Below are 20,380 nucleotides of genomic sequence, written 5' to 3'. Positions count from 1 at the left end.
CATGAGTATAACCCCGGTCACCTTTTGGCAATTGATAAATCAGGCTGAATAATAATTTCGTCATGATCTACACTGCTGATGCCATCTGTAAAAACAAGCCGTGTAATAAATTTATAAGATACACGGTGATCAGATGGCTGAAGGGAAGAGGGAAGCTTAAAAGAGAAGCCCATCACTTTTTTTTCCTGCGCCAAAATCACAGCTGAAGAGAAAATCGTGTTCGTATGAATCACGATTTCGCGGTCATCATCTGAAGTTGTCTGCACAAGATCTGATTCAACTCGTTTTAATCGCTGTTCAACAACACCGCCATTAATAATATATTCGCCTTTGATCATATCGCCGATGGAGTATGTATCACCCTTTAGAACAAGATCAATTTTTGCAGAGCCAACTCCAAATTTACACAATACCTTTCCAAACAACAAGAAAATGCCCACCTTTCAGCTTGTGAAAAAATCTATTTGCAATTACTGGTTATACGAGTCATGGCGAAAAAAAGTTTCAGGTTTCTAGAGAACTATTCATACATTCTATAATATGATGGGAAAAAGGCAAAAAATCAAGTAAAATAGCAATATACGCTAGACAAAGGGGTTTAGGCAATGAGCACGAAAACGTTAAAACACCATCTGCTGCCGCGTTCGGCTGCTGTTTTCGAAAAAATGAAAGAGGATAAAGCCGCTGCAGATAAGGTAAAAGAGCTTATTTATAAAGTACATAAAGAGACAAAGCACATTGCGTTTACCGGTCACTTTTCTGCCGGTAAATCAACAATGATCAATACGATCCTTGAAGAATCCATTCTGCCTACAAGTCCGATCCCGACCAGTGCTAATGTGGTGCTGCTCCAAAAAGGGGACAAGTCGGTCATTTTGCATGACAGCAGCGGGAATCTGCTGAAATTGAGCGGAGAATATTCCATTCAGCAAGTGAAAGATTACTGTAAGCAGGGCGAAGAAATTTTGAAAGTCGAGATCAGCGATTCTTATCAGGCTCTGCCTGAAAACGTGGTGATAATGGATACGCCCGGCATTGATTCAACAGATGCCGCTCACCGGATGGCAACAGAATCAACCCTGCATCTTGCAGATCTGATTTTCTATGTTACAGACTATAATCATGTGCAATCTGAAGAGAATGTGACTTTTATTAGTGAAATGATACATAAAGGCAAAAATGTATACCTGATTGTGAATCAAATTGATAAACATAGAGAGGAAGAAGTTTCTTTTTCTTATTTTAGATCACAGATCGAAATGACATTTGGAGGAGCCGGTCTTTCTAAAAACCATATCTTTTATACATCTTTGGTAGATCATGAAAATACACATAATCAGCTTCAGACAGTAAAAAAGCTCATTCGCGAGACAATCGCCGAAGATCATCTTGTTATCAAGAATGCCCAGTCCACTTTGATATCATTAGTAAATGAATTTTTGAAGTGGAAAGAGGACGATCTGGAGATAAAAGACATCAAGGCAGATGAATTAATTCAGCAATTAGAATCAGTGCAAGTAAACAATGAGGCATCTGCTTCAGCACTTCAAAGCCTGTTGGATAAAGTGAACAGCGCAGTCTTTGATATGAAGGAACAGCTTCAGTATATCCTTAAAAATGCGAATTTGATTCCATTTGAAACAAGATCCAAAGCGGAGCGATTTATTACAGCTGCACAGCCTGGATTTAAGGTCGGCCTGCTCTTCTCTAAAGTGAAAACTCTTGAAGAGCGGCAAAAGCGCGAGTCTGACCTTTTTGAAGAAATGACACGTCACTTGCAGTCTCAAATTACGTGGCATTTGTCTGAACTTTTAAAGAAAAAAAGTGCTGAATATGACATCCATGATCCAGTTATCTTAAATGACATTCAATCGTTTGATGTAAAGATACAGCCACAGCTGCTGCAGGATTCAATCCATAAAGGTGCAACAGTCAATTCGCAATATACGCTGACCTATTCTAACGATTTAAGCGAGGCTGTCAAAAAAGAGTGCAAACAGCAGGCCCTGCCTCTTATCGAAGAGATTGAACGCCATCTGAAGAATCAGAGTGCAGATCAGATAAAAGCCCTTGAACAAGAAGTTGACGAAGCGAACAAACAGCTTGAAGAATTGAATGAGACCTATCACAGCCTGATTTCATTTGAACAAGTGAAAAATGATTTAATTGAACTGATGGATCAGCAAAACTTTCCAGACATCAATATTACGGAGTGGATGCAGAATCACCCTATGAAGGAGCCTGTTGAAGGGATGCTTGAGACTCATAAACCCGTTTCTGCCTTGAGCGATGAGCTCACAGAAGAACAGCCAAAACATGATCACCATCTCGATCAGGGTTTCTTTTCAAAGCAGATTGCCAGGGCTTCAGATGCCATGCGGGATATTCCCGGTTTTCACATGCTGTCGGCTTCTCTTTTAGAGAAGGCACAATCGCTTCAGAATAAAACATTTACCGTTGCTTTATTCGGTGCTTTCAGTGCAGGAAAGTCGTCATTTGCCAATGCGCTTCTCGGCGAAAAGCTTTTGCCTTCTTCTCCAACGCCTACAACGGCGACAATCAACAAAATTGTGCCTGTGACAGCGGATAAGCCGCACGGTTTAATTGAAGTGAAGTTTAAATCAGAAGAAGCATTTCTGAAGGAAATCGCCGATTTATTTTCGATAGAAGCAGAATCTGTTCATTCAGCTCTTTCAAAACTCGAGAAACTAGAAGGCGGGAATGAGAGGCTGAAATCACTTCTTCCGCTCTACACTCATGCTCTAAAACATTTCCCTTCAATCAGCGGAACGGTAAGAGCAGTTGAGAGAGAGGAATACAAAGAGTTTGTCGCTAATGAAGAAAAAGCTTGCACGGTTGAGGAGGTTATCATCTATTTTGACAGCCCCCTTACCCGAAATGGCATTACGATTGTTGATACACCAGGTGCAGACTCCTTTAACTCAAGGCATACAGAAGTAGCCTTTGATTACATTAAAAATGCGGATGCCATTTTATTTGTTACGTATTATAATCATCCTTTTTCCAAAGGAGACCGTGAATTTCTGAAACAGCTGGGACGCGTGAAAGATACATTTACAATGGATAAGATGTTCTTTGTCATCAACGCCATTGATCTTGCAGAGAGCAAGGAAGAAATTGAGATGGTAAAAGAGTATATTACCGGGCAGCTGCTTTCCCATGAGATCCGCCATCCGCGTCTTTACGGCATATCTAGTTTGATGGAGCTTGAAAAAACGTCAGATCCAGCTTTATCTGAATTCACTCAGTTCCAAGATGATTTTATGCACTTTATCAATAACGATTTATCCGCTTCGATGATTATGTCCGCCAAAGTAGAGCTGTCTATAGCAAAGCAGCAATTGCAATCGATCTTGAACGCTGCAGATGCTGATCAGGAGAAGAGAAAGCATGAACTTCAGAGACTTTCATCCGAACGTGCCGAGATTATATCCAAGCTTCGTACAGATGAACATCAGCTTGAGCAAAGTCAGGTTCTGCAGGAAATTAAAGAGCAGCTCTTTTATGTCAAACAGCGAACGATGCTGAGGTTTCCGGACTTATTTAAAGAAGCCTTTCATCCGGGAGCTTTTGCAGGATCCTCGAAGCAAACAAAAGAAATCCTTGAGAACTGCCTGCAGGACTTGCTTGTATCGCTGCAATTTCATGTTCTCCAAGAACTGCAGGCAACGACACTAAGGCTTGAAAAGTACAGCCGCAAGCTGCTTGAGAATGTGTTTAAGCGTCATTCCAAGGAGATGGCATTGACTAATAACGAGCTCCGGACATCTCTGCCGGAATTCACCAAGTTTCAAACACCTAAGCTGCAAGCTGCATTAAAAGACATAAAATCAGCGGAAATCCGTCAGCCATTGAAAAAATTTAAAAACACGAAATCCTTTTTTGAAAAAAATGAAAAGAAAAACATGAGTGACGAGCTGCAGGGAAAACTCGACACGCCGATAACGGATATCTTATCAGCTCACGAGGATCAGTTTGGCGAGTATTATCTTGAGCAGTTCATGAATGAATGCAGCCTGCTGCTTGAGAACCTTGCCAATCAGGCAGAGAATTATTACGAGGCTCTTTTATCTGCTTATACAAACAATGATTTAACCCTGCATCAAAAAGGAAATCAGACTCTAAAGCAAATTATGATGGAGCTTAAAAGCGATGAACAGTAAACAATATCAGGTTTGTGCCGCGTGTACTCATTTTCAAAGCTTCCGCAGCGGCGGAAAAATGATGTACCGCTGCGGCCGGCTCGGTTTTGAAACAAAACCGGATTATTCTTTCGATTGCTGGACACCGACTGAAAAAGTCCTGAACCTGATGAAAAAAAGAGGAGACTTGCCCAATGACAAACGTACATGAAGAAATTTCAGCTCACAGTAAAAAACAGCACGCGATTGTTTCCGCATTTTTAGCGTTAGAAGAAAAAAGAGAAGCGCTTATTGAACAGGCCGTTCAGCAATGCAGACACTCACAGCCTTTCTCTGTTGGCGGCATTAATTCAGTTACAGCTGAGATTAATGAACTCGCTAAACAAGGCATTATTCCGACAAGAAAACTGGTCTCGGAAGAAATGGTCCGTGAGTTTGTACAGCGAAAATACGCTGCAGATAACCAATAACTTCTGCGTGTAATCAGACCCGCTTAACGGAAATCCTAAGATTAGCACAACTGAAAAGAGGTGTTACAAATGGGCAGAACAAAAAGCGGAAATGCAAATGCACAGCGCAACAACAATGCTAAAAAGAAAAATGGCTTTAACGAAGAATTCGCTTCTTATGCAGAAACAGAAGTGAAAAAAATGAACAGCAAAAAGAACCAGGAGTCTAAGTAGTTATCAAAAGACAGAAGGCCTTCACAAATGGTGAGGGTCTTTTTCATGTTTTTCCCTTTCAGTCTGGCCCACATATTATGATATGATAGAGGTACTTGATTTTTTTAGATAGGAGACTTGATAATAGATGAAAAATAAACACCAATTATTGATAGTAGATGGCATGGCGCTCCTTTTTAGAGCTTTTTATGCAACATCTGTATACGGCAATTTTATGATCAACAGCAAAGGGGTGCCTACGAATGCTGTGAACGGATTTTTAAAGCATTTACTGGCATCAATTAAACATTTTAACCCGAGTCATGTGATTTGCTGCTGGGATATGGGAAGCAAAACGTACCGTTCAGAATTGTTTGACCATTATAAAGCAAACCGTCCGGAAGCTCCTGTTGAAATGCGTCCTCAGTTTGATTTGGCTAAAGAAGTTGTTGAAGCATTAAACATACCGAATGTTGGACTTGCAGGCTATGAGGCAGATGATTGCATCGGAACACTTGCGAAACTTTACGGAGGGGAGATGAATGTCTCCATTTTGACAGGTGACCGTGATCTGCTGCAGTTATTAACGGAGGATGTACAGGTTGTCCTTATGCAAAAAGGAATCGGGCAGTATAAGGTTTATACTCACGACTTTTTCACAGAAGAAACAGGCATTCTTCCCGCTCATCTTATCGATGTAAAAGGATTAATGGGAGACAGCAGCGATAACTATCCTGGCGTTCGCGGGATTGGAGAAAAAACCGCATATAAACTGATTGCGAAATACAAGTCCATTGAAGGCCTGCTCAGCAGCTTAGAAGAGCTGACCAAAGCTCAGCGATCTAAGATTGAACAGGATCTTGAAATGCTTCATTTATCAAGGAAACTTGCTGAAATTACATGTGATGTTCCAGTAGAGTGCCCGCTTGATGAAGCCCTTCTGAACGTTGAGCATAACCGCGCTGTTCAGATGATTGAGGAAATGGAACTAAGAGGGCTGCACACGTTTTTATCAGATGCCCTGGCAGTAAGAGAGGCAATGTGACCTCTCTTTTTTGATTAATTGCTCTAATTCCTTTATGATTCAGAGTATAAGATTGGAGTGGCGATCATGAAGAAAGCATTGATTATCGGAGCAACCGGTTTGATTGGAACTGAATTGCTCAGTCTCCTGCTTGCATCTAAGCAGTACTCAGAAGTGAAGACGATTACAAGAAAGCCTTTAACCCATGAAAATGCCAAACATAAAAATACAATTATAACTGATTTTGATTATTTATCTGAGTATGGCAGTGAATTTGCCGCAGATGAATTGTTTATTTGTTTAGGTACCACGATGAAGCAAGCAAAATCCAAGGAAGCGTTTTATAAAGTTGATTTTGAATATGCAGTAGAAGCAGCCCGTCTGGCCAAACAGCAAGGTGTTTATAAAGTCCTTGCCGTCTCAGCTGTCGGAGCCGATTGCGATTCACTGTTTTACTATAATCGAGTAAAAGGACAGATGGAGGATGCCTTAAGGAACCTAGGGCTGCCCTCGGTTATCTTGTTCAGGCCGTCTTTGCTGATTGGTGACAGGGAAGAATTTCGTTTCGGAGAAAAGATAGGTGTATGGATGGCTAAAAGTCTTGGATTTCTTTTTGTTGGAAAATTAAAATTAATGAAACCGATCCATGCAAAAACAGTTGCAAAAGCAATGGTCAAAGAAGCGCAAAATAAAGATCCGCTCGTTATCACTTTTCAATCAGATGAAATTCATGAAATAGGTTATTACTAGGGCGAAATGGTATAGAAATTTTTTTATCCATCAGCTAAAATTAGGATGGATGAAACTTTACACCTAAGGCGGGGTCTGCTTGCTACATACGAAACAGTCGGTTACAGATTATTTGCTGCATTTAAAAGATAAAGGATTTCAGCTTAAGGAAGATGCTCTTGGCTTTATCGAGTTCGGCAAACATTACACAGGTGCCGAGGACGAGCTGGTCATTGCTGCGATTGAGCTGACATTAAAAGCACAGAAGGAATTTGACGGCTCATTTTTTGTCTCCCTTCTTGAAAGGCTGACAAAAGAAAAGGCAAAAAACCGCACACAGGCAGTTCTTGTGGCACAAAAACTGAATTTGATCTAATTAGAAAAGCGGAAGCGCCTTTGTCAGCGCGGGCATGTCAGATAAGGCTCCGACGGAAAAGTCCGGGTTTGGCTTTTTTGGAGAGCCGTTCTGACGAAGGAGTTAGGCGCTTTCGCTTGCCATCAAAACACAAAATTTTATAATTGTAAAAAAATCTCGGGGATCCCGGGATTTTTATATGGTAAGAGATTCTTCTGTGCTATTTTGCTTCCATTCAGCTGTAAGCATGGCTGCCAAAATAAGCAGAGAGCCGATTATGCCGTATACTGTCAGCCGCTCTCCTATGAAAATAAAAGCGGTTAATGCAGCGAACACTGGCTCTGTGGCATAAATGAGAGCAACTCTTGATGCTGTTGTGTACTGCTGAAGCTTTGTTTGAACGAAAAAGGCGAATGCAGTTGCAAATAGCGCGGTAATGATAAGGGCAAACAGAACTTCAAATGTAAACATGCTGCCGAAATTCTCTTTCATATTTGCAGCTTCAAATACCACGGATGCTAGAAAACTCAGGATAGAAACCGTTGCAAGCTGAACGATCGTCAGCATCCAAGCATCATGACTGCTGGAAAACCTCCCTGTAAAGATAATATGCAAAGCAAACGCAACGGCGCAGAAGAGAACAAGCAAATCTCCTATATTTAGTGAAGAGAAATCACTCAGGGTTAAAAGGTACAAGCCTGCTGTTCCAAGGCCTGCTGCAAAATAAACTGTTTTTCTGGCGCGTTCCTTAAGGAGCCAGATGGACAAGAGGGGAACGATCATCACACTTAAACCAGTAATAAATCCAGTTTTTGAAGAGGTTGTATATAACAATCCGACAGTCTGAAAGGCGTAACCTAAAAATAACAAGACGCCAAGCGATATTCCGGCAAGCAATGTGTCTTTTGAAAGTCGAAAGCGGGTTACTCTTAAACTAATCATAGTCAGTATAATGGCTGCAGCAAAAAAACGAACGCCATTAAAAAAGTGGGGCGGCATAAAGTGAATGGCTTTTTGGACAATCACAAAAGTAGATCCCCATATAAAAGCAACGAACAGGAGGCTGAGATCGGCAACTGAAGATTTTTTCAGCTTCATCATTATGTATCTCCATTCAGCCGAATGGCAGTTCGTGATAGCTGATCCGCTACACTGTTTTGTTTACTCGGAATCCATTTAATAAAAAACAGCTCAAATCTATTTTTTAAGCAAAGAACCTTTTCGAGCAGCGGGATGAAAGCTGGATTTTTTACATATTCTTTTTCAACAGCACGTTCTACAAGCTGTGAATCCGTTCTGACTGAAATAATCGTAAATCCTTTCTCAAGACAAATTTCCAGGCTTTTTATAAGAGCATGGTATTCTGCTTCATGATTCGTCATGATGCCAAGCGGGACTGAGATTTGTTCCCCTTTGCCGTGACCTTTAATGAAAATGCCTGCTCCTGAAGGCCCAGGATCTCCTGCACTTGCACCATCTACATAAACTTCGATCATCTATGTCTTCAACTCCTTATTCATTGGGCTTCACTTTTTCAGCTAATCCCATATCATGATACTCCCCATCGTTGCGGTCTTTCCAAAAATCTCAATGTTATAACCACCTGCACATTTAAAACAACCATTGATAACATACAGACAAACAATCCGCTTGTGCCGGATAGTTTATAAAACAAAAGAACAATGATAAAATTGATTAACGCAAAACCAGCCATAAGACAGTCTGTTTCCTTGTTTATATATTTAGTCAAGCTCCTTTCGTTTAGGCTTTTTTTTGATAACACAGCAAGCGCCTTGGTTAATTATCGAATATGATTATAGCACAGTGAATACATTTGATGGTATGAGCAAAACTATTGAATATATAGCTCAGCCGAATTAGGAGTGGAACAGGTGAAATATCTAATACACTGGATGTACATCAGCCCGAAAAAAAAGAACTTGCTTTTTACATCTGATAACGAAACAGACCTTGATTCAGCCATTTTGATTGGTGATGATCTCGAAAAAACCGGCAGGGTGAAATCAATAGAATTTATTGATACACGCGGCACGGCATGGTCACTTAAAGAATTAAAGAAATTAAAATTGGAAGTCGCGCATGAGCCTGTCGACGTTGAAGCTTATTTTGACGGCAACTACAATAAACAAACAAAAGAAGCAGGTCTTGGCGCTGTGATCTACTATTCAATAAACGAAAAAAGAGCAAGAATGAGATTCAGTGCAAAAGCAGATGGTGCAGAATCCAATAACGAAGCAGAATACATGGCTGTTTACTTTATGGTGCAAAAACTTGATGAGCTCGGCGTACGTTATCAGGACGTAACTTTTAAAGGAGATTCGCAAGTTGTGCTCAACCAGCTGTCCGGAGAGTGGCCCGTCTATGAAGAAGCTTACACCCGCTGGCTTGATAAAATTGAAGCAGCCCTGAAAAAAATGAAAGTGCGTCCAATATGCATGCCAATTGCTCGAAAAGAAAATGAAGAAGCGGATAAGCTTGCAGGACAAGGATTAAAAGGAATGACTATTGCAAGTGAATGGAAGCTTGACAGCGATTGATGGAGATGAATGAATTGGAGAAAAAACAAGTTGTTTGCGAAATCGACCAGCTGCTCGATGCCTATTGTACGGATTGCTTATTGAAGAAGCTTTTTCGCAAGGAATATGGGAAAAAGGTTGCTCATTCTTTCTGTATTGAAGAATGCACGGTCGGTCAAAAAATAAAAGAATACGGCAAGAAGCTGACATAAAAATCCGCTGACATCTAAATTCAGCGGATTTTTTATATGCTTACTATTGTTTTGCCTCGTTTAGCTGGTGCTCGCATTGCAGAAGAAGTTCATTCTGATTGCTGAGAAAGTCCTGGTCAACTCCTGTATCCCCTGCAGTCTGATAGATAGCTTTTGCATCCTGAAGTGCTTTTTCTGCGTTTTGAATCGCCTCAGGATCCATGCTCATCGTTGCAGATCCTGTCATTTTTTGTGCTGCTGCTACAGCCATTTCTAATTGTTTTAGATTATTGAAGCCGCTGATAAGGCCTGTATGATTAATCTGGTCCATGTTAGTCACCTCCACTTACTTATCGTTCGACATCTTTCTTAAAATATACATCAGAAAAATGAGTCTAAAGGAACAAAATGAATTTTCAGAATAAAAAATTATTCGTTAAAAAGAAGGATTTTCGTTCCTTATAACAGAATTGTGTAGAATATAAATTAAAATTGAATCTTTTAGACTAGATGGACGGTTGGGGAAGGAGGGAGAGAGCATTTCATGAGAAGCAGGGTCAGCATAAATGAAGATGTTAAAAATGCATTTTATGAGATATATGGAGATTTGGACATGCTGCTGTTTATGGCGAAGAACGGAGATGTTTTTAATCAGTTTGAAGTAAACAGAATCGAAAAAAAGCTTAAACAGAATATAAAGGCAGTGGAATACTTAATGATCAGCCAGGATTTCACGAAAGAAAGAGGCTGAGATAACTCAGCCTCTTTCTTGCATCGTATATGATCAAATATAATGTACGTTTGTAATTATAATTTCACAACGTTAGCAGCTTGTGGTCCACGGTTTCCTTCAACGATTTCAAAAGAAACTTCCTGGCCTTCTTCTAAAGACTTGTAGCCGTCTCCCTCGATAGCTGAGAAATGTACAAATACATCGTCTCCGCCTTCAACTTCGATAAAACCGAAACCTTTTTCGTTGTTGAACCATTTTACTTTACCGTTTTGCATAGTACTTTATCCTCCTAATACTGTAGCACAAGGTGTTGCTACCTGGAAATATTTATCATGCAGCGAATATGTATGCGCAACCATTGTTTGTTAAAACAATAATTCACTAACTATTAGCTAAATGATGATTTTAATATACACTATTGAAAATTTGTCGTCAAGTTACCTATAGCTTTTTATTGAAATTTCAGATATTTTAAATATGAGGTGGAATAACTTGTAAAGGGATGTGGAAAACGTGTACAAAACAAGCATTGGGAATAAGCAGGTTATTTTTAAAAAGGACCGTAAAATGAGTGACGAGCGTTTTCTGCTAGCATGCCGTCAGCTTGAGGCACTTGAGTCCTTGCTGGATTTTGAGCGCGAACAGCTCATTCTGATTAAAGATCCGCTCCAAAATATAATTATTATTGAAAAAAAGAGCACAGAAACATGCACTATTTATCTTCACAGCTACATTCTGCACGATGAAATCATAAAGCTTGCGTAATTCCAAAAAACAGTTTTCTTTTATCGTAAAACGATTATAATATTGTATGTTAACAATTTGAGAGGGGAAGTAAGAAATGGTACAAAAAACATTTGAAATTACAAGTGAATCTGGAATCCATGCACGTCCGGCAACTTCATTAGTAAATGCAGTCAACTCATTCATAGCTGATGTGAATTTAGAAGCAAACGGCCGTAAAGTAAACTTAAAATCAATCATGGGCGTTATGTCTCTTGGCATATCAAAAGGCACAACAATTGTGGTATCAGCAGAAGGCAGCGATGAAAAAGACGCCATTGAGGCTGTAGAGCGTGTGATCATAGCAGAACAATTAGGCGCTTAAGACTTGCCGAAAATCTCCTTGAACAGGGAGATTTTTTTATTTCATGGGGGATGATAAATATGAATGGAGGCGAGCTAATGAACTGGAAAAAGGATAAATCATCTTATCTAGGCAGTGAAGAAACGTCGAGGGCGAACGAAAAAATCAATGAAGCCTTTTATGACAACGGCGACAAGATGCAAATACCGCTGTATATGAATAATGAAACAGCCGCTATTACAATTGACAGAGGCAGAAATGATGAAAAAGCCGAATTTGATAAGGAAGACTAAAAAATTGCAGGCTGTATCTGCAGTTTTTTTGTTTGGAGTAGAAGCGCCTCACTGTAGAAAAAAATGGACCATCCTATTTGGGCAGTTAGAATTGGATGAATGGTCACAAAACGATTCGAACGGGAAGAAACAGTTTATGAGATGTCACAAAACATAGTTAACGATCAGAAATTGAGTTGAACGATCAAAACCAAATTGAGTGGTCAAATTACAAGAGGCAGGGATCAACAGCAACATTCTGCCTTTTTCAAAAAAACCAGCTGCTCATGCAGCCGGCTAGGAAATTTACTTCTCTGAAGTCTTTGATTTTTGATCTTTATTCCGTTTGTTTCCTTTGCTGTTATCACCAGATATGATTTCTTGGCCGAATTCTTCCTGAAAGTGTCCCTTTCTAGGGGAGTTGCCATTTTCGCTGCCTTTATTAAATTTCTTTGTCATAATGATGACCTCCTAAAATGGTGGTAATGAATCAAGGTTATTTGCTTTATTGTGATCCGGGTTGCTCCGTATATACATCTCTCCGTCTTTTCCTTTAAAGGTATTTACACCCTCAATCGCACCTTTGTCGATTTCCATCAGTGCTTCTTGATAGGAGAGTGTTCTTCCTGCTGATGTTTTGAATGAGACGAGATCTCCGTCTCCATTTTTCTGTGCAGCAACAAAAGATTCTTTTTCCATCTTCAGCACTCCTTTCTTTCATAGTGTTCAACCATTTATATCAATTATTCCTCAGAAAAGGATTTCCGCTGATTTTCTAGAAATAGTAGAAGATGATAAAATATGGAGCTGATTGAAAAATGAAGAATACATATAATTGGGAAAAAGAAGCTGAAAAGAAGTGGGATGAGCGTGCTGCATTCTGGAATAAAGGAAGCAAGGAGATGTGGGACTCGGGAAGCAGAAGCTCCATTGTGTCTTTTTTTACGAAGTATGTGAAACCGGAAGCTGAAGTGATTGATATTGGCTGCGGAGACGGGTATGGGTCTTTTCTTTTGATGAAAGAGGGGCTGAAGGTTACAGGAGTAGATCTTTCTCCTGAAATGATTAAGCTCGCTAAAAAGCATGAAGAAGAGGGAAAGCTTACATTTATTCAAGCGAATATGATGGAGCTGCCTTTTGAGGATGACAAAGCAGATGCCCTGCTTACGATTAATTGTATAGAGTGGACGGAGAATCCATTAGCTGCATTAAACGAATTGAAGCGTGTCGTCAAAACGGATGGCTATTTGTGCATTGCTATTCTTGGACCCACAGCCCATCCGCGTACGAACAGTTTTGACAGACTTTATGGGAAGCCTGTCATCTGCAACACCATGATGCCTTGGGAATTCGAAAAATTGGCCATTGATAACGGATGGGAACTGGCGGGAAGTCAGGGAGTTTACAAACGAGGAGTAACGGAAGAGATGACCCGCGTCCTATCATCAGAATTAAAACAGTCCCTTTCATTTTTATGGCTGTTTATGCTTCAAAAGAAAGAAGGAGAAATCAAATGAATCGATATTCTATTGAAGAGTTTGTTGAAAAGACTGAGCAGCAGGATAAAGGGCAGGGCTTATTTGAACTTGAGACAGAGAGACTGCTGGAAATCAATTTAAATGGACAGATTTGGGCGAAATCTGGAGCAATGGTTTCTTACCGGGGGCAAATTAAATATGAACGGGAAGGCATACTTGAGCATGGGATCGGCAAGATGTTCAAAAAAGCGTTTACTGGAGAGGGCATCTCTTTAATGAAGGCGACTGGAAATGGAAAGCTGTATTTAGCGGATCAAGGGAAAAAGATTTCGATTTTGAACCTTAATGGGGAAAAATTATATGTAAATGGTAATGATTTGCTTGCATTTGAACCTTCTATTTCGTGGGATATTAAAATGATGAGAAAAATTGCAGGCATGCTCTCAGGCGGTTTATTTAATGTGAATCTTGAAGGAAGAGGGCTAATTGCTATTACCTCTCATTATGAGCCATTAACACTGATTGTGAATCCGGGTGATCCGGTTTATACGGATCCAAATGCAACTGTCGCATGGTCCGGCAGTTTAACTCCAGAATTTGTAACAGATATTTCTTTGAAAACCATAATAGGCCGCGGAAGCGGAGAGTCCATACAAATGAAATTTGAAGGAGAAGGCTTTGTAATTGTCCAGCCTTTTGAAGAGGTGTATTTTAGAGAAACGACAAGCTGACGGGAAAAATGCTTTGTTCATTCTTTTCTCCTCTCCTCTCCTTAAAAATCATGGAAGCTATGGTATAATAGGGATAAGATGAAAGGAAGTGCTGAATGAAGAGCAATGCCAGCAAGTTTCAAAATGGTGAATCTGTCCAAATTGTGAAAACAGGGGAAAGTGTCACTGTCATGCAATCAAAATATATAAAAAATATGAACCGTTACTCTTACATTCTGAAGGAATACCCATCAACCTTTTATTTTGAAGAAGAATTAAACAAAAATCAATAAAAAAAGGATGACTATTAACGCACTCAGCGTTCATTAGGTCATCCTTTGTTTTTTGTCTAGGCTTCTAATTGGTTTTTCCCAGAGTTCTCGTGTGATATCAGCTTGCTTTTAAATTCATCTGCCTGATGAAACCATCCTGTACAAGAGGAGAGGATCATTCCGTCTTTAGTCATTTGACAGACGGCCATATAAGGATAATGGTTTTTCGTGCGAAATCGCAAATCGAAAAATCGGATTTCATAGCCAGTGGGGATTGGGAGTACTACAGTATGAACATGCTTTGAATTATTTAAAAAGTGGCCTACATTCTGATCCTTTTTTGCATTGGCTATGATAGAAGACTCTGGATCTGATTTTTCGAAAGTATGAATCAATTTAAGATTCTTTGACCGGAGTTCGAAAGATCTTAAACAGGAGTCTGTTTCAGAGACGATATGCCAGACAGACCAGAGAATGGTTGGAATGATTGTGATTGATCCAATTTCGCCTAATTTTTTCTTCTTCACCATAGTCAATGCTCTTCTGGAACTGAAAAATCGTTCTAAAAGATAAAGTCCAATTGTTGAATAGATCGACAGGAAAATGATCCCCGGTGTATCGAGCAAACCCCACAAAGCAAATCCTAATAAATGCAAAAATACAATAAGCGGGTCAAACAGCGGAATAAAATTCAGTGAAAGCCATTTTTTCGTAAAGGGTCTCGCTGCCTGTGTGCCGTATGCGTTACATATATCAAACATGACATGAAGCAGTACGGCAAGAAAGATCCACCCGGATAAATGCATCAGCTCAAGTGTTGAAAGATTCGAATGAAAAAGATAGATAATGCAAGTTAACAAACCAGTCCATATAAACCATGCAGGGATAGAATGTGACAGACCGCGGTGATGCTCTGTATACATTCCATTTCCTTTTACCATCTTGATTCCGTAATCAAAATCAGGTGCATTCGACCCAAGTACAGTACCGATTAGAACAGCTGATGCCAGTTCTGTGCCAGAAGCTACTGCAGGGTCAATAAAAGCAAGACCGGCAAGACCAAATCCCATCGTAATATGTGTGCTTGTATCCATATAGTGACCTCCAGGATTCAATTCCCCTTCATCCTGAAAGCGGTCAAATTGTCACTGCGCTTTTATATATTTTTTCTCTTTAAAGATTGCAGCTTCTTTTACGATATCTTCCATAATCGTAAGCGAAGAGTTTGGATGATGAAGCCGTTTAATATTCCTCTTCATTCTTCTCAGCTTTTTGTCATCCTGAAGCAGGCTGCTGACAGCGTCATATACTTCTTCTGAACGGTTTACGACAAGAGCCGCCTCATTTTCCTGGAAGAAGAGAGCATTTTCTTTTTCCTGGCCTGGCACAGGTTTATAAAGAATAACTGGCACACCTACTGCAGCTGCTTCGCTCAGGGTGATGCCGCCTGGTTTAGTCACCATGCAGGAAGCGATTCGGAACAATTCATCAACACGCTCAACATAGCCGAGGAGCTTTAGGTTCTCTTTGTTCTTTCCGGTAATGCTCTCCAGGCTCTCTTTTAATGAAGTGTTGTTACCGCAGACAACAACAGTCTGCAGGTTTTTTTCTTCTAAAAACGATTCGCACAGCTCTTTAACATTTTTTAGAACTCCGTGCGCTCCCGCCATGACGAGCAGCGTTTTCTTATCTGGATCTAAGTTATATCTTTTATAAATGGCCTCTTCATTTAAATTTTCTTCAAACTGAGAGCGGATTGGAATGCCTGTTACCTTTACGGCAGCGGGATGAATTCCAAGACTCATGACTTTTTCTTTTACTCTTTTGCTTGCGACATAATATTTGTCTATGTTTTTATGAACCCATATTTTATGAAGGCAGAAATCTGTAAGAACATTAAAAGTCGGGATGATATTTCCCGTGCGCCTGCGGTATTCAGGTACGACAATGATCGGAAACGTATTAATAATGATGTCAGGCTGCTCTTTTTCAATAAGCTCGTGCAGTCTTTTGTTGCCCAGCTTAAAATAAAGAGTAAGCAGCTTCTTGTTGTAAATTTTATCTACACCATAGTAAAACATGCGGTAAAATTGCTTTCCGATTGTAAAGCTTTTTAAATAGAGGTACTGAGTAATCTCTGTAAATACAGGATTCGATTCCGCATATAAATCTGACACTACCACTTCCTCGATGCCTAGTTCCCTGCATTGCTTTACAAGTGTTTTTGAGACTTGAACGTGTCCATTCCCGTATTTTGCAGTTAAGATCAGAACTTTTGGTTTTTTTAACAATGCATTCACCTCAAATTTAATCTGAAGAACAAAGATTACATGATTAACTATGACAAGCGTATCATATGAATATTTAAGAAATATAAAGTTTACATAAAATTTAAATTAAATTCTGCTTAATTTTAACAAAATAATCCAATTATTGTAAGCATTATTTCAAAATCATTCCCATTCGTAGGGTGTTTCCTGGTAGACGCAATAATTTAGCCAGTTTGCAAATAAAAGATGTGCATGGGATTTCCATTTCTGTACCGGCTTTCTACCCGGATCATTATCCGGAAAATAGGACAGCGGAATGGCGGTGTTCATGCCTTTTGCGAGATCTCGTTCATACTCCTCTTTCAGGGTAAACAAATCGTATTCTGGATGACCTGTCAGAAATACTTTCTTTGCATCCCTTGAAGAGACCAGACAAACACCGGCTTTAGGAGATTCACTAATAATGTCAAGTGCTTCAACCGCCTCAATATCTTGTCTCTTTATATCCGTATGCCGGGAATGCGGCACATAGTATTGATCATCGAAGCCTCTGACAATTTTTACAGAAGTATTACAAATATCATGTTTAAAAACACCGAAGCATTTTTCCTTCAGACTATATTTATTTACGCCGTAATGATAGTAAAGTCCTGCTTGTGCACCCCAGCATATATGCAGAGTTGAAGTGACATTCTGGTTTGTCCATTCAAAAATATCTTTAAGCTCTTCCCAGTAGGACACCTCTTCAAATTCCAGATGCTCAATCGGAGCCCCTGTTATAATCATTCCGTCAAATTTTTTATGGCGGATTTTATTAAACGTCGTATAAAACTGCTGAAGATGCTGCTGCTTTTCTGTTTTTGAAACATGTGTTTCAGGACGCAAAAAGGTAATGTTAAGCTGAAGCGGCGAGTTTCCGAGAAGGCGCAATAATCGCACCTCTGTTTTTTGTTTTTCGGGCATAATATTTAAAATCACAATATTTAAAGGCCTGATGTCCTGCTGATAGGCTCTGGCATCATCCATAATGAAGATGTTTTCATTTTCAAGAATTTCTTTGGCGGGAAGGTCAGCTGGAATATTAATAGGCATGGAAGAACCTCAACTTTCTTTTTCATTCTGAGTTTTCTCTATTATAGAAAGTTTAGAATAATAATTCAATTTGCTTTTGTGTTACAATTGTGCGTGGAATCTATATTTATAAGCAGAAAGTAGGGTGCTGTGTGTTAAAAATTAAACATAAATCAGACATCGAAATCGCTCAGGAAGCACCAATTAAGCCGATTCAGGAGATTATTGGCGGTCTTGATATTTTAGAAGATGAAATGGAATATTACGGAAAATTCAAAGCGAAAATATCTTTGGAATTTTTAGATCGGGTTAAAATGAAACCTGACGGAAAAGTGATACTGGTGACGGCCATTAATCCCACTCCTGCAGGAGAAGGAAAATCAACTGTAACTGTCGGACTTGGCCAGGCGCTTAATCAGCTTAAGAAAAAAGCAGTCATTGCCATGAGGGAGCCTTCACTTGGACCTACAATGGGCATCAAGGGCGGAGCTGCCGGAGGCGGGTACTCGCAAGTCATACCCATGGAAGAAATCAACCTGCATTTCACAGGTGACATTCACGCAATCACAACAGCTAATAATGCATTGGCAGCACTGATTGACAATCATATACATCAAGGCAATGAATGCCGGATCGACCCGAGAAGAATCACTTGGAAAAGGGTAATGGATTTAAATGACCGAGCACTTAGAAATATAGTAATCGGACTTGGAGGACCTGCAAACGGAACACCGCGCGAAGATCACTTTGACATCACGGTTGCATCTGAAATTATGGCGATCCTGTGTTTGGCATCTGATCTCAATGATTTAAGTAGCAGGCTTTCTAAAATTGTGATTGGCTTTTCCTATCTGCGGGAGCCTGTAACAGTCGGCGATTTGGGATTTGAAGGAGCTCTTACACTTTTATTAAAAGACGCCTTGAAACCGAATATTGTTCAAACGCTTGAACATACACCGGCTATTATCCACGGCGGGCCATTTGCTAATATCGCTCACGGCTGCAATAGCCTTCTGGGAACAAAAATGGCTGCAAAGCTTGGTGATTATGTTGTGACGGAAGCAGGATTTGGAGCGGATCTCGGCGCAGAGAAATTTCTGCATATTAAAACCCGTGCAGGAGAATTTTCACCTGCTGCGGTTGTCATTGTAGCAACTGTAAGGGCTTTAAAAATGCATGGCGGCGTCCCAAAAGACCAGCTTGCCATCTCAGACAAAGAGGCAATGCTTGCAGGTGCAGAGAATCTCGCGAAGCATATAGAATCGATTGAAAAATTCGGACTTCCTTATGTAGTAGCCGTTAATCGTTTTGTGACAGACACACAGGAAGAAACCGATGCTCTTATGAAGTGGTGCGAGTTTCATTCTCATCCTGCTGCTCTCACTGAGGTCTGGGAAAAAGGCGGTGCCGGAGGAATTGAGCTTGCAGAAAAAGTGCTTGAAACAATCGAGCACACAAAAAATCACTTTGATTACTTGTATGACTTAAATGACAGCATTAAGGAAAAGATTGAAAAAGTTGCCAAAGCCGTTTATGGAGCTAAAACCGTTGATTTTTCTTCAAAGGCATTGAAACAAATAAAGGATTTTGAACAGTACGGATGGTCAAATTTGCCGATTTGCATGGCGAAAACACAATACTCCCTTTCTGACCAGCCTGAGCTTCTTGGCCGGCCGAAGGATTTTACACTGACAATTCGTGAGCTTAAGCCATCAATCGGCGCGGGGTTCCTGGTTTGTTTAACAGGAGACATTATGACAATGCCGGGGCTGCCGAAAAAACCCGCTGCGCTTTCGATGAATGTAGATGAAAAAGGGAAGGCAAGAGGGCTGTTTTAATGTTTGATCCGACTGCTTTTGATAATTTGAAGGTTGTACTAGAAGGGGCTATTTACGACGCAGATCTTGGCGGTGTCATAACCGTAATCGGCCGTAAAGACCTAGTGGATCTTGCAGCCATGTCAAGATGCTATCAAAATACGTTTCAGTTAAAAGAAGGAAATAAAACGGTTTCCGCTGAATTTCAGTTATCAATGAGCCTATCTCAATTATCCGGAGAACTATTAAAAACAAGTGCTGTTCCGGAGTGTGAAGTTATCTTAACCTTCCAAGCATGTTCATCATCTGCTGAAACTCCTATCAAATCTATAGTTGAAGAGCTTTGGGGTGTTTATTCAATTACCCATCAGATTTCATACAAAGTTCCTTTTGAGCACTATCACCATTCATTTAAAGTGCATTTCAACCGGCTTATAGGAGAAGAACAAGTAGATGACTTAATTACTATGACTGATCATGCCATCGATACTCTCGAAAAAGTAAAAGAAGGAGCAAAGTGATGAGTATATTTGAAATAAAAATTAAAACCATTAACGGTGAAGAACAATCTATGAGTATTTATAAAGGCAAGGTTCTTGTAATTGTAAACACAGCCAGCAAATGCGGCTTCACTCCGCAATATAAGGCGCTGCAGGAGCTTTATGAACGCTATCAATCCAAGGGGCTTGAAATCCTTGGCTTTCCGTGCAATCAGTTTATGAGCCAGGAGCCGGGAGACGAAGAAGAAATCAAAAGCTTTTGCCAATTGAATTACGGTGTAACCTTTCCAATGTTTGCAAAAGTTGATGTAAATGGCTCTGATGCACATCCTCTTTTTACACATTTAACAAAAGAAGCGCCTGGACTTTTAGGTTCAAAAGCTGTGAAGTGGAACTTTACGAAATTTCTCTTAGATCGACATGGAAAAGCAGTCGAAAGGTTTTCGCCTAATACGGATCCTAAGGAAATGGAAGAGAAAATTCAACAATTGTTAAAAGAAGAAGCCTGA

Annotated in this window: 29 protein-coding genes; 19 read left to right on the top strand and 10 right to left on the bottom strand. The window is 40.0% G+C overall.

The annotated features are described in order from the left end of the window. Positions 1-17: 17 nt before the first annotated feature. The gene (locus tag LIT25_16750; protein ID USK32246.1) at positions 18-428 is read right to left on the bottom strand and encodes a sporulation protein; all 411 of its coding nucleotides are present in this window, start codon (positions 426-428) and stop codon (positions 18-20) included. A gap of 177 nt (positions 429-605) precedes the next feature. On the opposite strand from LIT25_16750, the gene LIT25_16745 reads away from it, so the two are divergent. The 7 genes from LIT25_16745 to LIT25_16715 all read left to right on the top strand — a co-directional run bounded on the left by LIT25_16745 (position 606) and on the right by LIT25_16715 (position 6,954). Further along, on the top strand, positions 606-4,184 hold the full coding sequence (locus tag LIT25_16745; protein USK32245.1) for a dynamin family protein: 3,579 nt from the start codon (positions 606-608) through the stop codon (positions 4,182-4,184). Further along, complete coding sequence (locus tag LIT25_16740; GenBank protein ID USK32244.1) at positions 4,174-4,374, top strand: hypothetical protein; 201 nt, start codon at positions 4,174-4,176, stop codon at positions 4,372-4,374. Before LIT25_16745 ends, LIT25_16740 begins: the two co-directional genes overlap by 11 nt. Next, a complete protein-coding gene (locus tag LIT25_16735) occupies positions 4,358-4,633 on the top strand; it encodes a YpbS family protein (protein USK32243.1) in 276 nt (91 codons plus the stop codon). The genes LIT25_16740 and LIT25_16735 overlap by 17 nt, the downstream gene beginning before the upstream one ends. 69 nt (positions 4,634-4,702) lie before the next feature. Then, on the top strand, positions 4,703-4,846 hold the full coding sequence (locus LIT25_16730; protein ID USK32242.1) for a hypothetical protein: 144 nt from the start codon (positions 4,703-4,705) through the stop codon (positions 4,844-4,846). Positions 4,847-4,973: 127 nt separating this feature from the next. Further along, positions 4,974-5,870 carry a 5'-3' exonuclease gene (locus LIT25_16725; protein USK32241.1) on the top strand — a complete coding sequence of 299 codons (897 nt, stop codon included), beginning with the start codon at positions 4,974-4,976 and terminating at the stop codon, positions 5,868-5,870. Between the two features lie 66 nt (positions 5,871-5,936). Beyond that, complete coding sequence (locus tag LIT25_16720) at positions 5,937-6,599, top strand: NAD-dependent epimerase/dehydratase family protein (protein ID USK32240.1); 663 nt, start codon at positions 5,937-5,939, stop codon at positions 6,597-6,599. Positions 6,600-6,678: 79 nt separating this feature from the next. Next, complete coding sequence (locus LIT25_16715) at positions 6,679-6,954, top strand: DUF6123 family protein (protein USK32239.1); 276 nt, start codon at positions 6,679-6,681, stop codon at positions 6,952-6,954. Between the two features lie 174 nt (positions 6,955-7,128). Here LIT25_16715 and LIT25_16710 read toward each other — a convergent pair whose 3' ends face one another. Further along, entirely contained in the window at positions 7,129-8,031 is a 903-nt protein-coding gene (locus LIT25_16710; protein ID USK36314.1) for a DMT family transporter, read from the bottom strand. A gap of 2 nt (positions 8,032-8,033) precedes the next feature. Next, entirely contained in the window at positions 8,034-8,429 is a 396-nt protein-coding gene (locus LIT25_16705; protein ID USK32238.1) for a reverse transcriptase-like protein, read from the bottom strand. Between the two features lie 396 nt (positions 8,430-8,825). Here LIT25_16705 and LIT25_16700 point away from each other — a divergent pair, with 396 nt between their 5' ends. Then, the gene (locus LIT25_16700; protein ID USK32237.1) at positions 8,826-9,491 is read left to right on the top strand and encodes a reverse transcriptase-like protein; all 666 of its coding nucleotides are present in this window, start codon (positions 8,826-8,828) and stop codon (positions 9,489-9,491) included. A 14-nt stretch (positions 9,492-9,505) separates the two neighbouring features. Beyond that, entirely contained in the window at positions 9,506-9,682 is a 177-nt protein-coding gene (locus tag LIT25_16695) for a zinc-finger domain-containing protein (protein ID USK32236.1), read from the top strand. A gap of 43 nt (positions 9,683-9,725) precedes the next feature. Here the strand turns inward: LIT25_16695 and LIT25_16690 are convergent, their stop codons facing one another. After that, positions 9,726-9,992 carry a DUF2564 family protein gene (locus tag LIT25_16690; protein USK32235.1) on the bottom strand — a complete coding sequence of 89 codons (267 nt, stop codon included), beginning with the start codon at positions 9,990-9,992 and terminating at the stop codon, positions 9,726-9,728. A 213-nt stretch (positions 9,993-10,205) separates the two neighbouring features. Between LIT25_16690 and LIT25_16685 the strand changes: the two genes are divergently transcribed. Beyond that, positions 10,206-10,412, top strand: coding sequence for a hypothetical protein (locus LIT25_16685; protein USK32234.1), 207 nt, complete (start codon positions 10,206-10,208; stop codon positions 10,410-10,412). Positions 10,413-10,468: 56 nt separating this feature from the next. Here LIT25_16685 and cspD read toward each other — a convergent pair whose 3' ends face one another. Beyond that, positions 10,469-10,669 carry a cold-shock protein CspD gene (gene cspD / locus LIT25_16680; GenBank protein ID USK32233.1) on the bottom strand — a complete coding sequence of 67 codons (201 nt, stop codon included), beginning with the start codon at positions 10,667-10,669 and terminating at the stop codon, positions 10,469-10,471. A 238-nt stretch (positions 10,670-10,907) separates the two neighbouring features. Here cspD and LIT25_16675 point away from each other — a divergent pair, with 238 nt between their 5' ends. From LIT25_16675 to LIT25_16665, 3 genes are all read left to right on the top strand, one after another. Beyond that, complete coding sequence (locus LIT25_16675) at positions 10,908-11,159, top strand: hypothetical protein (GenBank protein ID USK32232.1); 252 nt, start codon at positions 10,908-10,910, stop codon at positions 11,157-11,159. A gap of 76 nt (positions 11,160-11,235) precedes the next feature. After that, positions 11,236-11,502 (top strand): phosphocarrier protein HPr, encoded by a 267-nt coding sequence (locus LIT25_16670; GenBank protein USK32231.1) that lies wholly within the window; start codon positions 11,236-11,238, stop codon positions 11,500-11,502. 77 nt (positions 11,503-11,579) lie between these two features. Next, positions 11,580-11,774 carry a hypothetical protein gene (locus tag LIT25_16665; protein ID USK32230.1) on the top strand — a complete coding sequence of 65 codons (195 nt, stop codon included), beginning with the start codon at positions 11,580-11,582 and terminating at the stop codon, positions 11,772-11,774. Positions 11,775-12,059: 285 nt separating this feature from the next. On the opposite strand, the gene LIT25_16660 is transcribed toward LIT25_16665, so the two are convergent. Together LIT25_16660 and LIT25_16655 are read right to left on the bottom strand one after the other, a co-directional pair. Next, positions 12,060-12,212 carry a hypothetical protein gene (locus LIT25_16660; GenBank protein USK32229.1) on the bottom strand — a complete coding sequence of 51 codons (153 nt, stop codon included), beginning with the start codon at positions 12,210-12,212 and terminating at the stop codon, positions 12,060-12,062. Between the two features lie 12 nt (positions 12,213-12,224). Continuing rightward, positions 12,225-12,452, bottom strand: a complete 228-nt coding sequence (locus LIT25_16655) for a DUF3892 domain-containing protein (GenBank protein ID USK32228.1) — start codon at positions 12,450-12,452, stop codon at positions 12,225-12,227. A gap of 119 nt (positions 12,453-12,571) precedes the next feature. On the opposite strand from LIT25_16655, the gene LIT25_16650 reads away from it, so the two are divergent. The 3 genes from LIT25_16650 (at position 12,572) to LIT25_16640 (ending at position 14,234) form a co-directional block, all read left to right on the top strand. Beyond that, the gene (locus LIT25_16650) at positions 12,572-13,270 is read left to right on the top strand and encodes a class I SAM-dependent methyltransferase (GenBank protein ID USK32227.1); all 699 of its coding nucleotides are present in this window, start codon (positions 12,572-12,574) and stop codon (positions 13,268-13,270) included. Next, the gene (locus LIT25_16645; protein USK32226.1) at positions 13,267-13,962 is read left to right on the top strand and encodes an AIM24 family protein; all 696 of its coding nucleotides are present in this window, start codon (positions 13,267-13,269) and stop codon (positions 13,960-13,962) included. Before LIT25_16650 ends, LIT25_16645 begins: the two co-directional genes overlap by 4 nt. Positions 13,963-14,057: 95 nt before the next feature. After that, positions 14,058-14,234, top strand: coding sequence for a hypothetical protein (locus LIT25_16640; protein ID USK32225.1), 177 nt, complete (start codon positions 14,058-14,060; stop codon positions 14,232-14,234). A 56-nt stretch (positions 14,235-14,290) separates the two neighbouring features. On the opposite strand, the gene LIT25_16635 is transcribed toward LIT25_16640, so the two are convergent. The 3 genes from LIT25_16635 to metA form a co-directional block, all read right to left on the bottom strand. Beyond that, positions 14,291-15,307: a metal-dependent hydrolase gene (locus LIT25_16635; GenBank protein USK32224.1), complete on the bottom strand. Its 1,017-nt coding sequence runs from the start codon at positions 15,305-15,307 to the stop codon at positions 14,291-14,293. A gap of 51 nt (positions 15,308-15,358) precedes the next feature. After that, complete coding sequence (locus LIT25_16630; protein USK32223.1) at positions 15,359-16,504, bottom strand: diglucosyl diacylglycerol synthase; 1,146 nt, start codon at positions 16,502-16,504, stop codon at positions 15,359-15,361. Between the two features lie 162 nt (positions 16,505-16,666). After that, entirely contained in the window at positions 16,667-17,575 is a 909-nt protein-coding gene (metA, locus tag LIT25_16625) for a homoserine O-succinyltransferase (protein ID USK32222.1), read from the bottom strand. 131 nt (positions 17,576-17,706) lie between these two features. Here metA and LIT25_16620 point away from each other — a divergent pair, with 131 nt between their 5' ends. The 3 genes from LIT25_16620 to LIT25_16610 are packed head-to-tail and all read left to right on the top strand — an operon-like array spanning position 17,707 to position 20,380. Beyond that, positions 17,707-19,392, top strand: a complete 1,686-nt coding sequence (locus tag LIT25_16620) for a formate--tetrahydrofolate ligase (protein ID USK32221.1) — start codon at positions 17,707-17,709, stop codon at positions 19,390-19,392. Then, positions 19,392-19,892, top strand: coding sequence for a hypothetical protein (locus tag LIT25_16615; protein ID USK32220.1), 501 nt, complete (start codon positions 19,392-19,394; stop codon positions 19,890-19,892). Before LIT25_16620 ends, LIT25_16615 begins: the two co-directional genes overlap by 1 nt. Next, positions 19,892-20,380, top strand: coding sequence for a glutathione peroxidase (locus LIT25_16610; protein USK32219.1), 489 nt, complete (start codon positions 19,892-19,894; stop codon positions 20,378-20,380). The genes LIT25_16615 and LIT25_16610 overlap by 1 nt, the downstream gene beginning before the upstream one ends.

Origin of the sequence: Bacillus sp. F19 (assembly GCA_023823795.1) — a bacterium.
Classification (GTDB): domain Bacteria; phylum Bacillota; class Bacilli; order Bacillales; family Bacillaceae; genus Bacillus_P.
This window is presented reverse-complemented; position numbering and strand designations above follow the sequence as displayed.

What these genes read in the sequence shown, in the direction of transcription:
- LIT25_16740 (USK32244.1), top strand. Translation starts at nt 4,174, where the DNA reads ATGAACAGTAAACAATATCAGGTTTGTGCCGCGTGTACTCATTTTCAA.
- LIT25_16645 (USK32226.1), top strand. Translation starts at nt 13,267, where the DNA reads ATGAATCGATATTCTATTGAAGAGTTTGTTGAAAAGACTGAGCAGCAG.
- LIT25_16640 (USK32225.1), top strand. Translation starts at nt 14,058, where the DNA reads ATGAAGAGCAATGCCAGCAAGTTTCAAAATGGTGAATCTGTCCAAATT.
- LIT25_16660 (USK32229.1), bottom strand. Translation starts at nt 12,212, where the DNA reads ATGACAAAGAAATTTAATAAAGGCAGCGAAAATGGCAACTCCCCTAGA.
- LIT25_16615 (USK32220.1), top strand. Translation starts at nt 19,392, where the DNA reads ATGTTTGATCCGACTGCTTTTGATAATTTGAAGGTTGTACTAGAAGGG.
- cspD (USK32233.1), bottom strand. Translation starts at nt 10,669, where the DNA reads ATGCAAAACGGTAAAGTAAAATGGTTCAACAACGAAAAAGGTTTCGGT.
- LIT25_16635 (USK32224.1), bottom strand. Translation starts at nt 15,307, where the DNA reads ATGGATACAAGCACACATATTACGATGGGATTTGGTCTTGCCGGTCTT.
- LIT25_16735 (USK32243.1), top strand. Translation starts at nt 4,358, where the DNA reads ATGACAAACGTACATGAAGAAATTTCAGCTCACAGTAAAAAACAGCAC.
- LIT25_16710 (USK36314.1), bottom strand. Translation starts at nt 8,031, where the DNA reads ATGAAGCTGAAAAAATCTTCAGTTGCCGATCTCAGCCTCCTGTTCGTT.
- LIT25_16685 (USK32234.1), top strand. Translation starts at nt 10,206, where the DNA reads ATGAGAAGCAGGGTCAGCATAAATGAAGATGTTAAAAATGCATTTTAT.
- LIT25_16670 (USK32231.1), top strand. Translation starts at nt 11,236, where the DNA reads ATGGTACAAAAAACATTTGAAATTACAAGTGAATCTGGAATCCATGCA.
- LIT25_16665 (USK32230.1), top strand. Translation starts at nt 11,580, where the DNA reads ATGAACTGGAAAAAGGATAAATCATCTTATCTAGGCAGTGAAGAAACG.
- LIT25_16655 (USK32228.1), bottom strand. Translation starts at nt 12,452, where the DNA reads ATGGAAAAAGAATCTTTTGTTGCTGCACAGAAAAATGGAGACGGAGAT.
- LIT25_16650 (USK32227.1), top strand. Translation starts at nt 12,572, where the DNA reads ATGAAGAATACATATAATTGGGAAAAAGAAGCTGAAAAGAAGTGGGAT.
- LIT25_16730 (USK32242.1), top strand. Translation starts at nt 4,703, where the DNA reads ATGGGCAGAACAAAAAGCGGAAATGCAAATGCACAGCGCAACAACAAT.
- metA (USK32222.1), bottom strand. Translation starts at nt 17,575, where the DNA reads ATGCCTATTAATATTCCAGCTGACCTTCCCGCCAAAGAAATTCTTGAA.
- LIT25_16705 (USK32238.1), bottom strand. Translation starts at nt 8,429, where the DNA reads ATGATCGAAGTTTATGTAGATGGTGCAAGTGCAGGAGATCCTGGGCCT.
- LIT25_16610 (USK32219.1), top strand. Translation starts at nt 19,892, where the DNA reads ATGAGTATATTTGAAATAAAAATTAAAACCATTAACGGTGAAGAACAA.
- LIT25_16690 (USK32235.1), bottom strand. Translation starts at nt 9,992, where the DNA reads ATGGACCAGATTAATCATACAGGCCTTATCAGCGGCTTCAATAATCTA.
- LIT25_16720 (USK32240.1), top strand. Translation starts at nt 5,937, where the DNA reads ATGAAGAAAGCATTGATTATCGGAGCAACCGGTTTGATTGGAACTGAA.
- LIT25_16745 (USK32245.1), top strand. Translation starts at nt 606, where the DNA reads ATGAGCACGAAAACGTTAAAACACCATCTGCTGCCGCGTTCGGCTGCT.
- LIT25_16725 (USK32241.1), top strand. Translation starts at nt 4,974, where the DNA reads ATGAAAAATAAACACCAATTATTGATAGTAGATGGCATGGCGCTCCTT.